Here is a 15,864-nt window from a genome sequence, read left to right as displayed (position 1 = left end):
GTGCCGATACCAGCCACACGGCGGGTTGGTTCTATCCGCGCCCAAATCGTCCTGATTTACTTGAGTCTCCCGCTACCCGCTAGCGTGGCGCCCGGTGCGCCGCCGCGCGGGTTCGCGCCCCAAGACATCCGAGGAACCTCATGACCGCCGACTCACGCCCCGATCAATTCGTCCTGACGCTGTCGTGCCCGAGCGCGGCCGGCCAGGTCGCCGCCGTCGTCGGCTTTCTCGAGCGCCATCGCTGCTATGTCGATGCGTTGAACGTGTTCGACGACGATCTCAGCAACCACTTCTTCGTGCGCTGCGTGTTTCATCCGACGGATGAGACGCTGCAGATCGACGCGCTGCGCCAGGAGTTCGGGCCGATCGCGGCCGAGCTCGGCGGCCGCGACGGCGACACGCAGTGGGCGATCCACGACGTGAACGCGCGCCCGAAGGTGCTGATCATGGTGTCGAAGCTCGAGCACTGCCTCGCGGACCTGCTGTTCCGCTGGCGGATGGGCGAACTGAAAATGGACATCGTCGGCATCGTGTCGAACCATCCCGACTTCGAGCCGCTCGCCGCGCAGCACGGCCTGCCGTTCCGCCACTTTCCGATCACGCCCGACACCAAGGCGCAGCAGGAGGCGCAGTGGCTTGACTTCCTCGAGTCGAGCGGCGCGGAACTGGTGATCCTCGCGCGCTACATGCAGGTGCTGTCGCAGGAAACGAGCGCGAAGCTCGCGAACCGCGCGATCAACATCCACCACTCGTTCCTGCCCGGCTTCAAGGGCGCGAAGCCGTATCACCAGGCGCATGCGCGTGGCGTGAAGCTGATCGGCGCGACCGCGCACTTCGTGACCGACGATCTCGACGAAGGCCCGATCATCGAGCAGGTGGTCGAACGTGTCGATCACGCGCTGCGCCCCGAACAGTTGCTGGCGGTCGGTCGCGACGTCGAATGCATCACGCTCGCGCGTGCGGTGAAGGCGTTCATCGAGCGCCGCGTGTTCCTGAACGGCGATCGGACGGTGGTGTTTCCGTAAGGGCGTCGCGGGCCCGGCGCCGCATTCGTCGCGCGGCGAACAAACAAAAAAACCGACCGGCACTGCCGGTCGGTTTTTTGTCGCGTGGCGTTCGACGCTTCGCGCGACGGCCCCGGTACGGTAGCCGGATTCGCCGCGCGGCGCGTGCCCGTCACGCGCTTACTTCACCCACGCGAAGTAATACGACAGCCAGATCGTGAGCCCCGCGCCGATCAGCGCCGCATACGGCATCAGGCTCAGCCATATCGCACGCTTCGGCACTTCGAGTTCCATGTCGCGCTGCATCTGCGCGGGGAAGCGGCCGCGATCCTGCCAGTAGTGGCGGAACAGGAACACCGGCACGATCAGCAGCATCGCGATCAGCCCGTTGCGCAGCGTGCCTTCGCCCTGCAGGTTCGCGCCCGCGCCGACATAGACGAGGTTCGCGTAGCCGCAAATCGAACCGGCGACGAGCAGCCAGGTCGGGCAGCGGAACGGCCGATCCCAGTTGCCGCGATCCATCCGGTGGATCCAGCCCGACTGAAGGTTCAGGAATACGAACAGCATGTAGCAGACGTTCGAGATCGACAGCACCGTCATGTAGTCCGACATCATCAGCAACACGAGGTTGAAGCCGAGATCGGTCCACATCGCGCGCGTGGGCGAGCCGTGCTCGTTCACGTGCGACAGGTACTTCGGCAGCCAGCCGTCGACCGATGCCTGGTACAGCGTGCGCGACGAGCCCATCATCGACGTCATCACGATCAGCAGGATCGACAGCATCAGCATCACGACGACCGCATTCGCGACCCATGCCCCGCCGCCGACGATCCGCGCCATCGCGGCCGCGACACCGGTGCCGTCGCCGATCGCCGGATCGAGCATCGCCTGCGTGCCGAGCGCACCCTGGAACGCCATCGGCACGAGCGTCATCACGACGAGACACAGTGCGCCCGACCAGAAGATCGCCTTCGCGGTGTCGCGACGCGGATCGCGGAATTCGCGCGTGTAGCAGACGGCCGTCTCGAAGCCGTACGACGCCCAGCCGGCCATGAACATCGCGCCGAGCGCCATCGTGACGCCCTGCCCGTTCCACGAGCCGAACGTCGCGGTCGTGAGGTTGCCGTTCGCGTCGTGACCGAGCGGCAGCAGCGGGAGCAGGTTCGACATCGGCACGTCGCCGGTGACGAACGGCACGATGCCGACGATCAGCAGCGGCGTGAGCGATGCGATGCCAAGAATGCGCTGCGTGCGCGCAGCCTTCGACGCGCCGCTGTGCTGAAGCTTGAACGTGATGAGAAGCAGAATCGTCGCGATGATGAACGTCGCGTTGATTCGCAGCGAAAGACCCGGCTTGATGAAACCGAGATCCGCGATCCTGAGCTGCCAGTGCAGCACCGCCGCATCGGCGGGAAAGAGACTCGTGAGCGCATAGCTCGCCGCGAGGCCGCAGCCGAGCGCGAGCATCGGCGACCACGCGAGCCAGTTGCACCACACGGAAACGGGGGCAATCAGCTTGCTGTAACGGACCCAGCCGATCGCGCCATACACGGACGCGCCGCCCGATTTATGGGGAAATAGCCCGGATATTTCCGCATAAGTCGCGCTTTGAATCAGCCCCATCGTGATCGCGGCGATCCAGATCGCCCACGCGGGCTGGCCGATCGTCGCGCATACGCCGCCGATCGTGAACAGCACGCCTGCCGGCACGCCGCTCGTTACCCAGAATGCGTCTTTCCAAGTCAGGCCACGATGCAGCGTGTGGCCCGTCGAATCATGTGAGATGGTTGCCTCAACGTCACTGGTGCGATTAGCACGCAGTCCTGCCTGACTCATCCATTGCCTCCTGAGATGACTCCGCACAAGGGCCGTAGTGTAACAACTTACGCCCTTTCTTGCAGAATCAGAAAAAGAATTCCGGGATATGGCCGCAGGGAATCACGATTGTTTCGGATTCCTGCGGGCCATTCCCGGCGTATTTTTTATAGCGATGCGCGCGATGAAGCGTCGCGTGTTACTGGGTGCCTTCGGTCCACGAATTCACGCGGTCCGCATGGGCTGCGATCCACGCATCGGCGGCCGCTTCCGGCTTCGAGCCGTTCTGGATCGCGAGCATCACGCTGTCGATCTCGCCCGGTTTCCACTGGAATTTCTTCAGGAACGCGACGACCGGCTTGGCCTTCGTTTCGAGCTGCGGATTCACGACGCTGTCGACGTGCTCCGCGCCCCCGAACACCTTCTTCGGATCCTCGAGGAAGCGCAGCTTCCACTTCGCGAACATCCAGTGCGGCGCCCAGCCGGTCACGATCACCGGCTTGTTCGCACTGACGGAGCGCGACAGCTCAGCCGTCATCGCGCTGCCCGAACTCGGCATCAGCGTGTAGCTGAGGCCATAGCTCTTGATCGCTTCGTCGGTCTTGCGCATCACGCCCGCACCGGCATCGATGCCGACGATCCGGCCGCCGAAGCTGCTCTTCTCCGCGTTCAGATCGTCGATGCTCTTCGCCTTCACGTAATCCGGGACAATCAGGCCGATCTTCGCGTCGGGAAAGTTCGCGCCGACGTCGACGACCTTGCTCTTGTATTCGCTCCAGTACGAGCCGTGCGTGACCGGCAGCCAGGCCGACAGCGTCGCGTCGAGATCGCCGCGCGCCACGCCCTGCCACATGATCCCGGCCGCGACCGGCACGAGCTTCACCTCGTAGCCGAGCTTCTTCTCGATCACGCGGGCCGCGACGTTCGACGTCGCGACGCTGTCGTCCCAGCCTTCGACGTAGCCGATTTTCAGTGTCGGCTTCGTATCCGCAAGTGCTGACGCGCTTAGCGCCACCATGGCCGACACCGCGCCCGTCCACAACAGTTTTCCGAACAGCTTCATGGTCGATCTCCTTGATATGCGCTCACCGCGCGTTGCCTCTCTAGGTTCTTCAACCACAAATCCGCGGTATCGTTCTTTTCCGACGGATGCTTGTCCGGACGCGACGCGCCCGGACAGCCGATGGCTTGTTTGCTTATTTGTCGATCACGAGATCCGACAGCGGCTTGCTGCAGCACAGCAGCACCATCCCCTGGTCGATCTCGCGCTGGCGGATGCCGCCGTTGTGCTTCATCTCCACCTGCCCCGACACGAGCTTCACCTTGCAGGTGCCGCACATGCCCTGCGTGCACGACGCCGGAAGCCGCACGCCCGACTGGCGTGCCGCGTCGAGCACGTGCTGCCCGGAGCCGCACGAGATTTCGCGGTTGCTCTTCGCGAAGCTGACCGTGTACTGCTTAGTCGCGACGTCGCCGCCGTCGGCCGCCGGCACGAGTTCGGCGAGCACCTCGTCGCTCGCGGTCTGCGCGAGCGTTTCGAACGAGAAGCTTTCCTCGTGATACTGCTTGCGGTCGAAGCCGGCTTCGTCGAGCAGGTCGCGCACGGCCTTCATGTACGGCGCGGGGCCGCACGTGAAGATCTCGCGCTCCATGAAGTCCGGTGCGATCAGCTTCAGCAGCGGCAACGTCAGGAAGCCCGTGACGCCCGGCCAGTTGGTGCGTGCGCCGACGCGCTCGACGACGAACGACGTGCGGAAGTTCGTATGGTTCGACGCGATCAGGTCGAGTTCGCGCGCGAAGATGATGTCGTCCGGCGTGCGTGCGCTGTGCACGAACAGGATGTCGCGATCCTCGGCGAGATCATGGTGCGCGCGGCTCATCGACATCAGCGGCGTGACGCCCGAGCCGGCCGACAGGAACAGGTACTTGCGCGCCGGATGCCGTGCGCACGTGAATTCGCCGGCCGGGCCGAGCACGCGAACCGACGCGCCCGGGCGCAGGTTGTCGTGCAGCCAGTTCGACACCTTGCCGCCCGGCACGCGCTTGACCGTGATCGAGATCGTGTGCGGACGCGCCGGCGACGACGAGATCGTATAGCAGCGGTTGATCGTCTCGCCTTCGATGTCGAGCTCGAGCGTGATGAACTGCCCCGGCTCGAACGAAAACGCACGGCCTTGCGGCGAACGGAAGAAGAAGCTCTTCACGTCATGGGTTTCCTGCCGAACCTGGCAGCACACCAGCGTTTCCTCGACGTCGCTCGTCCAGCGCTCCGGCAGCGCGGTCCAGAATGCCGGGTGCGTCACCCGGCTTTCCGCCGGCTCGAAATTGGCTGCATCTCGCATCATGCCAACCTCCGCCGGGCCGCCCCAAGGAGGTTGACCGCCCCCTCGGGGGGCAGCGAGCAAAGTGAGCGTTGGGGTTGTTTCATCATTGACTCCGCTTGCTGTCCGCTGACTACTACGCGCCGGTTTTTTCGGCGAGCCGGCCGATGTACCAGGCCGAGAATTTTTCGACGAGACCTTCCGTGAACGGCGAATACGGGCCCGGCTCGTACGCGCTGCTGGTCGCGCCACGCTGCGAGAATTCGACGAGCGCGCGATCCTGGTCGTTGGTCGCGTTCCACACGGCCGTCAGGTTCTTCACGTCGTAGTCGATGCCTTCCTTCGCATCCTTGTGCACGAGCCACTTGGTGCGCACGAGCGTCTTGCCGGCCGACAGCGGAATCACCGAGAACGTCACGATGTGATCGCTCATGAAGTGGTGCCACGAGTTCGGCTGCGTCCAGAACGACAGGCCGCCGAGGTCGGCCTGCTCGAACTTGCCGAGCAGCTTCTTCGACGCGACCTTCGCGTCGAGCGTCTGCGATTCGCCGTGGCGGTCGAGCGGCAGGCGCTGCGTGCGGAAGCCCGTCACGTCGCTCAGCTTTTCGATTTCGGCGGACGGCAGGCCCATCTCGGCCCACTCCTTGCCGCGGCGCACGCAGGTTTCAGCGAATGCGTCCATGCCTTCGGCGTTCGCGTCGGAGCGCTGGTAGCCGAAGCCGTATTCGTACAGCGAGATCGTCAGCTCCGGATGGTTCGCGACGCAGTGATAGCACTCGCGGTTGTTCTCCATCGTGAGCTTCCAGTTGCCTTCCTCGATGATGTCGACCTGGGCGGCGATCTTCGTGTTCGGCAGATCGTGCGGCAGCAGGTACGGCTCCATCTCGGCGCGCAGCTGCGCGAAATCGACCGGCGGCTCCTCGGCGAGGCAGACGAAAATCAGCCCCGCGAGGTTCTGCACGTGCACCGACTTCAGGCTGTGCTTGCAGCGGTCGAACTTCTCGCCCATGTGCTCGGCGAACATCAGCTGGCCGGTCAGGTTGTAGGTCCAGCTGTGGTACGGGCACACGATGTTGCCGACCGAACCCTTGTCTTCGTTGCACAGACGCGCGCCGCGGTGACGACACACGTTGTGGAACGCGCGAATTTCCATGTCGTCGTCGCGCACGATCAGGATCGAGTCGCTGCCCAGTTCCACGGTCACGTAGTCGCCCGGCTCCGGAATGTCCGGTTCGACCGCTACGTGGATCCAGTGCTGGCGGAAAATCGCCTCCATGTCGAGGGCGAAGATTTCCTCGCTCGTATAGAACGGCGCCTCGAGGCTGTGGCCTTCCTTGCGTCGCGCGATCAGTGCACGAATGTCTGCCGATACTTTCATCGTTTGCTCCGGATTCCTTGCATCCCTGGGGTTCTTGCCGACAGGCACCAAATTCAGTAGTCGATGAGCTGATGCTCGCGCAAATACGCGAGTATCACTTGTGCTTTTTCGACTGAACTCCCTTCATTTACGACGTTGCCGCCGCGGCTTTCGGTCGTCGTCGCGGACAGCATCCGCGCATGCCCGGAGCGCTTCTCGGCGGCGACCAGTTTTACGGGTTTACGCTCGATCGCGCCGACCTTCCACGCGGCCGCTTCGGCGTCCGCGCCGGTCGCCGTGAGCAGCGGGCGGATCGCGCCGGCCCGCAGCCGCGCATACGCGTAGCGCGGCTCCACGTTGGCAAGCGGATGCACCGCGACGACGGCCGGCAGCGCCGCGTCGACGCGCCGCCGCAGCCCTTTCGGCAAGAATTGCCGGACCGCCGCGCGGCCGCCGTCGACCGTCACGTCGACGGCCGAGCCGACGAGCGGATAGCCGAGCGTCGCGGCGACGCGATACGGCAGCATGCCGGTGTCGTACGCGCCTTCCGCACGGGTGCCGGTCAGCACGAGGTCGTACCCTTCGACGCGGGCGGCCAGCGCATGCGCGGCATCGTCGCCGTCACGACAGGCCAGCACCTCGACCTGCCGCGCGCCGAGCGCGAGGTATTCGGCAAGCGCTTCATTGGCGGGGTCGCCCGCATGGATCACGTCGAGCTGGGCCCGATGTTTCTCGGCGAGCTGGCGGCCGACCTCGAGCGCGGCCGCGTCGTTGCGGCTGTAGCGCGCGGTACCGCTGACCGGGTGCCGGCCCACGGATACGAGCACCGCGATGCGTTGCAACTGGCGAGGGGCGTTCATGCTGCGACTCCTTCGGATTCACGGGCGCCGACCGCGGTCGGCGATTGTCCGCGCGACGCACGCGCGGCCTGCACCTCGTCGATCAGCGCGGCGATGGTCGCCTGCGCGTCGCCCACCACCGTCAGGTTCGCGCGCTTGGCGATCGGCGCACTGCCGTCGAGGTTGACCGCGATCACGTGACGGCAGTCCTTGATCCCTTGCAAGTGCTGCACCGCGCCCGAGATGCCGAAAGCGATGTACACGCTGGCCTCGACCGTCTTGCCGGTCGCGCCCACCTGCTTGTCGCGCGTGAAGTGGCCGTTGTCGACCGCGACGCGGCTCGCGCCGATCGCCGCGCCGAACGCGCCGGCGAGCCGCTCGAACGCGCCGATGTCGGACACGCCGTTACCAGCCGACACGATGAAGTCGGCTTCCTCCAGCGCGACCTGCGCCGCGTCGATCTCCTCGAGGCCGAGATCGCGGTACGGCTGCGCCGCGTCGCCGGCCGGGCGGATGAAGTCGGCGGCCAGCCGATCGCCCGCGCCGACGAACGGCAGCTTCGCCTCGACCGCGTTCTGCGCGAGCAGGATCACGTCGGGCAAGCCGCGCGTCGCGAACGCACGGCCGGCCTGCGCATACGCGCCCACATGCTTCGCGTCGATCTCGACCACGTGGGTCGCGACGCTCGCGCCGGCAGCGGCCGCGTAACGCCGGCCGAGATCGCCGTCGCCGGTCGCGTTGTCGGGCACGAACACGTGCTTCGGCGCGAGCGCCGCGGCACAGGCCTGCAATGCTTGCAATTCGCTTTCGGGCGCGAATGCGCGGCGGTCGAAGTCGGGCAGCTCGATCAGCTTGTCGACACCGAGTTCCGCGGCGTCATCCTTCAGTTCGCCGAACGCCAGCAGCGCGACTTCCGTCTGGGCGTCGGCCAGCACCGCGGCGGCGGCGATCGCCTGGCGCGAATGGTCGTCGAGCGCGCCGCGCTCGGTGTGCGCCACCACCAGCATCACGTGCTTCGGGTCCTGCACCGCGCGGCGCGGCTTCGCGGCCGCGGCGCCATGACCGTGCACGGACCACTGCGCGGCGCTCGCATCGGCGCTGCCTTCCTGGCCGAGCGTGATGCGCTTCAGGCCCGCGGCCGTGATGATGAACGGCCGGCGCGGATCGATTCGTTTGATCGTGTTCATCGATTCACTCCAGCGAGGCGGCAACGAGTTCGGCCACGTCGAGCACGTCGGGGCGCGGGCCCACGACGCCTTCGAGCATCGCCGTGCAGTTCGGGCAACCGACCGCGACCACGTCCGCGCCGATGGCGCGCGCGTCGGCGATGCGGATATCGGGAATACGCTGCTTGCCGGGGATGTCGGTCAGCGGCGCACCGCCGCCACCGCCGCAGCAACGCCCGCGCATGCCGTTGCGCTCCATCTCGACGACCTGGATGCCGATCGTCTTCAGCAGCTTGCGCGGCGATTCCGTCTCGCCGTTGTAGCGGCCGAGGTAGCACGGATCGTGATACGTGGTGCGCTTCTCGCGCAGCGCCTCGACGGCCTTCGGCGCGATCTTGCCGCTCTCGGCCAGCTCTGCCAGGTAGGTCGTGTGATGCTTGACCGTCACGCGCAGCCCGAGCGCGCGGTATTCGTTGCGCAGGCTGTGCATCACGTGCGGGTCGGCCGTCACGATCTGCTTGTACGACAGCGTGCCGAGCGTACCGATCAGGCGCTTCGCCATCCGCTGGAACGTCGCTTCGTCGCCGAGACGCCGCGCGACGTCGCCGGTATCGGTCTCGGTCCCGCCGAGCACCGCGTAGTCGACGCCTGCCTTGTTCAGCACCTTCACGAACGCGCGCAGCGTGCGCTGGTAGCGCATGTCGAACGCGCCTTCACCCGCGACGAACAGCACGTCGACCGGCTTGCCCGGTTGCGCGACGGGTGCGCTCAGGTCGACCGACCAGTCGTAGCGCGCGGCCGCGTCGTAACCGCCCATCGTGCCGGTCTCGCGCAGGTTCGCGAGCACTTCCTGGCCCTTGCCCGGCACCGTGCCGTGCACCAGCGTGCGGTTGCGGCGCATGTCGACGATCGCGTCGACGTGCTCGATCAGCATCGGGCATTCCTGCACGCATGCGCGGCAGGTCGTGCACGACCACAGTGTCTGCTCCTCGATCAGGCCGGACACGATCGGGCCGTTCGGCTCGCCGCGATGCTGGCCGACCGCGAGGCCCGGCGTCGGGCTGCCCGCGTAGGCCGCATCGGTGCCGCCCGCCATCCCGACGACGAGATCCTGGATCAGCTTCTTCGGGTTCAGCGGCTGGCCAGCGGCGAACGCGGGGCACGCGGCCTCGCACTTGCCGCACTGCACGCACGCGTCGAAGCTCAGCAGCTGGTTCCAGCGGAATTCGACCGGCTTCGCGACGCCGTATTCCTCGTGCTCGATGTCCGGCAGCTTCAGCGCGGTCGGCGGCGTTGCCGTGCCGTTGCCCGTGAACGAATCGCGGGTAGCCGCGAAACGCTCCTGGCGCGGGTGGAACGCGAGGTGCAGCAGGCCGGCGATCGCATGCTTCATCGGGCCGCCCTTCGCGGCGCCGATGGTCATCGTGAATGCGCCGGCGCCGATCAGCAGCGCGCAGAGCACCGCGAACGCCCCCGACATCGCGCCGGTCGGCACGACCATGAACAGCACGAGGCCGAGCGCGAACGAGCCGAGCAGCCAGGGCAGCGCGTTCCACGGGCCGCGCGACAGGCGGGCGGGCACGTCCTTGGCCGCGCGGCGGCGCCAGACGAACACCACGCCGACGAGCATCGCGAGCGCCGCGAGGAAGATCAGCTTGTCGAGCCACGGCGAGTAGATCGCGAGGCCGTAGTTGACGAACACCAGCGCGAGCGCACCGATCGCGCCGCCGGCGGTGGCGACGTGGGTCTTCGCGATGTACGGGTCGCGGGCGACCACGTGGTGCAGGTCGACGAAGTAGCGCTTCGGGATCGCGAACAGGTTCGCGACGCCGAACGAGCCGGGCGCCGTGGCCCGGCCGAGGCGCCAGTAGGACGAGCGCTTCGCGACGGCGAACGCGAGCCCCGCCACCGACAGCCACAACAGTGCGGTAATGAGGAAGGACGGATTCATTTTCAGAAATCCTTCACGAGACGCAGCGAGTCATAGATCGCGCCGTGGACGTTGTGCATCGAGATGCAGTCGCCGACACGGAACAGCAGGAAGCGGCCGTTGCCGAGTTCTTCCGACAGGCACGGCTGCGGCTCGGCCGCGAACAGCGTGTGCGGATCGATCTGGCCGCGGTTCACCGACTCCGGCTTGAGCTTCCAGTACAGCTCGTCATTCGGCGACGAACCGTTCTCGATCACCACCTGGTCGACCGCGCGCTCTTCCAGTTCTTCGGTGTACTCGTTGCGCAGCACGGCGATCTTCTTGCCGTCCTCCTCGTACACGCGATCGAGCATGGTGTTCGGCGTCGGGATCACGCCGAGCGCATACAGGCGGCGATAGAAGATCGGGAACGTCGTGCCGCCGCAATCGTCGGCCACCTTCACGTCGGGCGTGACGACCTCGACCTTCGAGCCGCGGCTCGCCATGAAATCGGCGACGCCCGCGCCCGCATGGGTGCTCACGCCGTCGAACAGCAGCACGTTCTCCTTCGGCTCGACCTTGCCGGTCAGGATGTCCCACGAGCTGACGGCCAGGCCCTCGGCCACGCCCCACGCCGGCACCTGCCACGTGAAGCTCGAGCCGCCCGTGGCGAGCACGACGATGTCCGGCTTCTCGGCCATGATCATCTTCTCGTCGGCGGCGACGCCGAGGCGGCGATCGACGCCCAGGCGCTTGGTTTCCATGTCGAACCAGCGGATGATCCCCGACATCTGTTCGCGCTGCGGCGCCTTCGCGGCGATCATCACCTGGCCGCCCACTTCGGCATTCTTCTCGAACAGCACCACGTCGTGGCCGCGCAGCTTCGCGACACGTGCGGCCTCGAGCCCCGCGGGGCCCGCGCCGACCACCACCACCTTGCGCTTCGGGCCGCGCGACTTCTCGATGATGTGCGGCATCGTCGCTTCGCGCGACGTCGCGGCGTTCTGGATGCACAGCACGTCGAGGCCGTTGTACTGGCGGTCGATGCAGTAGTTCGCGCCGACGCACTGCTTGATTTCGTCTTCGCGGCCGTCGCGGATCTTGATCACCATGTGCGGATCGGCGATCTGCGCGCGCGTCATGCCGACCAGGTCGATCATGCCGTTCGCGAGCAGGCGTTCGGCCTGACCCGCGTCGCGGATGCTCTGCGCGTGCATCACGGGGATCTTCACCACCGACTTGATGCCGGCGGCGAGGTGCACGAACGGCTCCGGCGGCAGCGCCATCGGCGGCATGCAGTTGGCGATCGTGTTGTGCGTGTCGCCGCCCGAGCCGACCACGCTCAGGTAGTCGATCAGGCCCGTCTCCGACATCGCCTGCGCGATTTCCTTCAGCGCTTCGTGATCGAGGCCGTCCTCGTGGAATTCGTCGCCGCACATCCGCAGGCCGACGCAGAAGTCCTTGCCCACTGCCTCGCGCACGGCCGTCAGCACTTCGATGCCGAAGCGCAGGCGGTTCTCGAGGCTGCCGCCCCATTCATCGGTGCGATGGTTCGAACGCTGGCTCCAGAACTGGTCGATCAGGTGCTGGTGCGCGGCGGAGATTTCGATGCCGTCCATGCCGGCCGCCTTCACGCGCTTTGCCGCCGCCGCGAAGTCGCCGATGATGCGGCGGATTTCCTCGATCTCGATGATCTTCGCGTTGCCGCGGTGCACCGGCTCGCGCACGCCCGACGGCGACATCAGGTGCGGCCAGTGCTCGCCGTGGAACGACGAGCGGCGGCCCATGTGCGTCGCCTGGATCATGATCTTCGCGCCATGCTTGTGCATGGTGTCGGCCAGGCGCGTGAGCGGGTCGATGATCTTGTCGTTCGACAGGTTCACCGACTTCCACCAGCCCTGCGGGCTGTCGATCGACACGGGGCTCGAGCCGCCGCAGATCGCGAGGCCGACGCCACCCTTCGCCTTCTCTTCGTAGTAGCGGATGTAGCGGTCGCCCGGCAGGCCGCCCGGCTCGGCATACACCTCCGCGTGGGCGGTGCTGACGATCCGGTTGCGCAGCGTCAACTGGTTCAGCTGCATGGGTTTGAACAGGTGGGGATAACGCATCGCAGGCGACCTCTGGCGTTCGAATGTCTCGTGTTGCGGGTGTTGTTGTGTTGCTGTGTCGGATCGTCAGCGCGTCAGTGCGCGAGCGGCGACACTTCGAAGACGCAGTGGTCGTGATGCTCGGCCGCACACTGCACTTCCTTCGACTGCGCACGCGGCGCGCCCTTGCCTTCCGGCGTCGTGTCGTTGACCCAGTCCATCGCGCCGGCGAACCAGCCCGCGAACATGTAGCAGAGCTTGCCTTCCTTGCCCGGCTGCTGGAGCACGAACGACGAGTGGCGCAGTTCGATCTTCGCGCGCGCGCTGGCCGGATCGGCCTCGATGATCGAGAACAGGCCCCAGCCGCGTTGCGACAGGCGCTTCAGGTAGTGCTCGAACACGGCCATGCCGGTCAGCCCGTGCAGCTTCGCTTCCTTGTCGCACCAGTGGTATGCGGACTTGTAGCCGGCCTTGTAGAGGATCTCGGCATACGCGTCGACGCCGAGCGCTTCCTCGACGGCGACGTGATTGTTCGTGAAGAAGTGGCGCGGCACGTACAGCATCGGCAGCGCGTCGGTGGTCCAGACGCCGGTATCGGGATCGACGTTGATCGGCAGTTGCGGTTGCATCGTGGTGACTCCGTGAGGAAAATTGGCCGCGCGGCTCAGGCGCGACATCGTCCGCGTGCCCGCGCGAATTGCACGGGCACGTCCCGATTTTTCTTGTGTTGAATCGCGGGTGGCGGTTCGGGCGGGCGGACGCTTACGCGCCCCACACGTCCTTGAACACGCGCACCCAGTTCTCGCCCATGATCTTGCGGATGCGCGACTCCTTCCAGCCGTGGCGTTCCATCGCCGCGGTCAGGTTCGGGAATTCGCCGATCGTGCGGATGCCGTCCGGGTTGATCACCTTGCCGAAGTTCGTCAGCTGGCGATAGCGGCCCTTGTCATGCGTCAGCATGTCGAAGAATTCCTTCGCGAAATCCTGCGTGAAGTCCGTGCCGATGCCGACCGCGTCTTCGCCGATCAGGTTCACGACGTAGTCGATCGCCTCGATGTAGTCGTCGATGTTCGCCTCGATCCCGCGCTTCAGGAACGGCGCGAACATCGTCACGCCGACGAAGCCGCCGGCGTCGGCGATTTCCTTCAGCTGCGCGTCGCTCTTGTTGCGCGGATGTTCCTTCAGGCCCGACGGCAGGCAGTGCGAGTAGCACACCGGCTTCTTCGAGAACGCGATCGCTTCCGACGACGTATTGCCGCCCACATGCGACAGGTCGACCATGATGCCGACGCGGTTCATCTCGGTGATCACTTCGCGGCCGAAGTCCGACAGGCCGCCGTCACGCTCGTAGCAGCCGGTGCCGACCAGGTTCTGCGTGTTGTAGCAAAGCTGCACGACGCGCACGCCCATGTCGGCGAACGCCTCGATGTAGCCGAGGTTGTCCTCGAACGCGTGCGCGTTCTGGAAGCCGAGAATGATCCCGGTCTTGCCTTCCTTCTTCGCGCGGAAGATGTCGTCCGTGGTACGCACGAGCGTCAGCAGCTCGCTGTTCTCGCGGATCTTCTGCTTCATCACGCCGATGTTGTCGACGGTCTTGGTGAAGTTCTCCCACACCGACACCGTGCAGTTCGCGGCCGTGATGCCGCCACGGCGCATGTCTTCGAACACCGGCTTCTCGAACTTCGAGATGTTCAGTCCGTCGATGATGATGCTGTCCTGATGCAGCGTGCTCATATCTGCCTCTCGCTCCAGTCTCTGCTTTTGTGGGGGTCGTCGATCAGTAAATCGGGAAGCGCTCGCAAAGCGCGAAAATCTCGCGGCGCACGCGCTGTTCGGTCGCGGGGTCGCCTTCCGGGTTCGCGCGCAACGCGTCGAACACTTCGAGAATCAGGCGGCCGATCTCGCGGAACTCCGCGACGCCGAAGCCGCGCGTCGTGCCGGCCGGCGTGCCGAGGCGGATGCCCGACGTGACGGTCGGCTTCTCGGTGTCGAACGGAATGCCGTTCTTGTTGCAGGTGATGCCCGCGCGCTCCAGCGCCTGCTCGACCGGCGCGCCCTTCAGGCCCTTCGGGCGCAGGTCGACCAGCAGCAGGTGGTTGTCGGTGCCGCCGGTGACGAGATCCACGCCGCCCGCCTTCAGCACTTCGCCGAGCGCCTGCGCGTTCGCGAGCACGTTGTCGATGTAGGTCTTGAAGTCCGCGTGCAGCACTTCGCCGAACGCGACGGCCTTGCCGGCGATCACGTGCATCAGCGGGCCGCCCTGCAGGCCGGGGAACACCGCCGAGTTGATCTTTTTTGCAATCTCTTCGTCGTTGGTCAGCACGAAGCCGCCGCGCGGGCCGCGCAGCGTCTTGTGCGTGGTCGACGTGACGACGTGCGCGTGCTCGACCGGGTTCGCATGGCGGCCGGCGGCGATCACGCCCGCGATGTGCGCCATGTCGACCATCAGCTTCGCGCCGACGCTGTCGGCGATCGCGCGAAAGCGAGCGAAGTCCAGTGCGCGCGGATACGCCGAGAAGCCGGCGATGATCAGGTTCGGCTTGTGCTGGTGCGCGAGTTCTTCGACCTGGTCGTAGTCGATCCGCATCGTGTCGCGATTCACGCCGTACTGCACCGCGTTGAACCACTTGCCCGACAGCGCCGGCTTCGCGCCGTGCGTCAGGTGGCCGCCTGCGTCCAGCGACATGCCGAGCACCGTGTCGCCCGGCTTCGCCAGCGCGAGCATCACCGAGCCGTTCGCCTGCGCGCCCGAGTGCGGCTGCACGTTCGCGTAGCCGGCGTTGAAGATCTGCTTCACGCGCTCGATCGCCAGCGCCTCGACTTCGTCCGCGAATTCGCAGCCGCCGTAGTAACGCTTGCCCGGATAGCCTTCCGCATACTTGTTGGTCAGCACCGAACCTTGCGCCTCCAGCACCGCGCGCGACACGATGTTTTCCGACGCGATGAGCTCGACCTGCGACTGCTGGCGCTCGAGCTCCTTCAGGATGGCGCTGCGCACCGGCGCGTCGCGCTCGGCAAGGGGCTGCGAGAAGAAAGGCTGGGTGTTCGACATAGTGCGTCCGTGACGAAGAATAAAGGGCGTGAAACCGAAGCTCGAGGCCCGCCAAACCTGGGTTTCCAGCGCATCCAGTGCAAGGCTGCCGACGGCTCTATTCTTGTCGTTCGGATTTTCGGCGGATTGATGAATTTAGACGCGTTCTTTGCCTTTTCCGCCATGCGCGTCCGTTTTGTACAAGTGACCGGTCGTGCTTTTCGGCATGGGCGATCACACCGCCGTTTGTCGTTCGCCCCGCACAAGCACTTCGGCGGTGCCTGCGCTGTGCGTCCGGGGTGCAGCGCGGCCCGCTTACGGTGCAGTGCAGCATG

Annotated in this window: 12 protein-coding genes; 1 reads left to right on the top strand and 11 read right to left on the bottom strand. The window is 66.0% G+C overall.

What is annotated here, in order from left to right; genetic code table 11:
- Positions 1 to 140 precede the first annotated feature (140 nt).
- Complete coding sequence (gene purU, locus FFI87_RS19520) at positions 141 to 1,025, top strand: formyltetrahydrofolate deformylase (protein ID WP_012366727.1); 885 nt, start codon at positions 141 to 143, stop codon at positions 1,023 to 1,025.
- Between the two features lie 159 nt (positions 1,026 to 1,184).
- Here the strand turns inward: purU and FFI87_RS19515 are convergent, their stop codons facing one another.
- The 11 genes from FFI87_RS19515 to FFI87_RS19460 form a co-directional block, all read right to left on the bottom strand.
- Positions 1,185 to 2,840, bottom strand: coding sequence for an APC family permease (locus FFI87_RS19515; protein WP_012366728.1), 1,656 nt, complete (start codon positions 2,838 to 2,840; stop codon positions 1,185 to 1,187).
- Positions 2,841 to 3,018: 178 nt separating this feature from the next.
- Positions 3,019 to 3,882, bottom strand: a complete 864-nt coding sequence (locus tag FFI87_RS19510) for a glycine betaine ABC transporter substrate-binding protein (protein ID WP_012366729.1) — start codon at positions 3,880 to 3,882, stop codon at positions 3,019 to 3,021.
- A 133-nt stretch (positions 3,883 to 4,015) separates the two neighbouring features.
- The gene (locus FFI87_RS19500; RefSeq protein ID WP_011659462.1) at positions 4,016 to 5,164 is read right to left on the bottom strand and encodes a hybrid-cluster NAD(P)-dependent oxidoreductase; all 1,149 of its coding nucleotides are present in this window, start codon (positions 5,162 to 5,164) and stop codon (positions 4,016 to 4,018) included.
- A 112-nt stretch (positions 5,165 to 5,276) separates the two neighbouring features.
- Positions 5,277 to 6,518 carry an aromatic ring-hydroxylating oxygenase subunit alpha gene (locus FFI87_RS19495; RefSeq protein ID WP_138849453.1) on the bottom strand — a complete coding sequence of 414 codons (1,242 nt, stop codon included), beginning with the start codon at positions 6,516 to 6,518 and terminating at the stop codon, positions 5,277 to 5,279.
- A gap of 53 nt (positions 6,519 to 6,571) precedes the next feature.
- Positions 6,572 to 7,357, bottom strand: coding sequence for an electron transfer flavoprotein subunit beta/FixA family protein (locus FFI87_RS19490; RefSeq protein ID WP_138849454.1), 786 nt, complete (start codon positions 7,355 to 7,357; stop codon positions 6,572 to 6,574).
- Positions 7,354 to 8,523: an electron transfer flavoprotein subunit alpha/FixB family protein gene (locus FFI87_RS19485; RefSeq protein WP_138849455.1), complete on the bottom strand. Its 1,170-nt coding sequence runs from the start codon at positions 8,521 to 8,523 to the stop codon at positions 7,354 to 7,356. Before FFI87_RS19485 ends, FFI87_RS19490 begins: the two co-directional genes overlap by 4 nt.
- Before the next feature lie 4 nt (positions 8,524 to 8,527).
- Positions 8,528 to 10,453: a (Fe-S)-binding protein gene (locus FFI87_RS19480; protein ID WP_012366733.1), complete on the bottom strand. Its 1,926-nt coding sequence runs from the start codon at positions 10,451 to 10,453 to the stop codon at positions 8,528 to 8,530.
- A 2-nt stretch (positions 10,454 to 10,455) separates the two neighbouring features.
- Positions 10,456 to 12,519, bottom strand: coding sequence for an NADH:flavin oxidoreductase (locus FFI87_RS19475; RefSeq protein ID WP_012366734.1), 2,064 nt, complete (start codon positions 12,517 to 12,519; stop codon positions 10,456 to 10,458).
- A 74-nt stretch (positions 12,520 to 12,593) separates the two neighbouring features.
- Positions 12,594 to 13,127 (bottom strand): DUF5943 domain-containing protein, encoded by a 534-nt coding sequence (locus FFI87_RS19470; protein ID WP_011659468.1) that lies wholly within the window; start codon positions 13,125 to 13,127, stop codon positions 12,594 to 12,596.
- Between the two features lie 133 nt (positions 13,128 to 13,260).
- Positions 13,261 to 14,232, bottom strand: coding sequence for a dipeptidase (locus FFI87_RS19465; protein WP_006749549.1), 972 nt, complete (start codon positions 14,230 to 14,232; stop codon positions 13,261 to 13,263).
- A gap of 43 nt (positions 14,233 to 14,275) precedes the next feature.
- Entirely contained in the window at positions 14,276 to 15,550 is a 1,275-nt protein-coding gene (locus tag FFI87_RS19460) for a serine hydroxymethyltransferase (RefSeq protein ID WP_012366735.1), read from the bottom strand.
- Between the last annotated feature and the right edge of the window lie 314 nt (positions 15,551 to 15,864).

Origin of the sequence: Burkholderia sp. KBS0801 (genome assembly GCF_005937855.2) — a bacterium.
Lineage (GTDB): Bacteria > Pseudomonadota > Gammaproteobacteria > Burkholderiales > Burkholderiaceae > Burkholderia > Burkholderia ambifaria.
The sequence above is the reverse complement of the archived record's forward strand: the minus strand, read 5'-3'. Positions and strand labels throughout refer to the sequence as shown.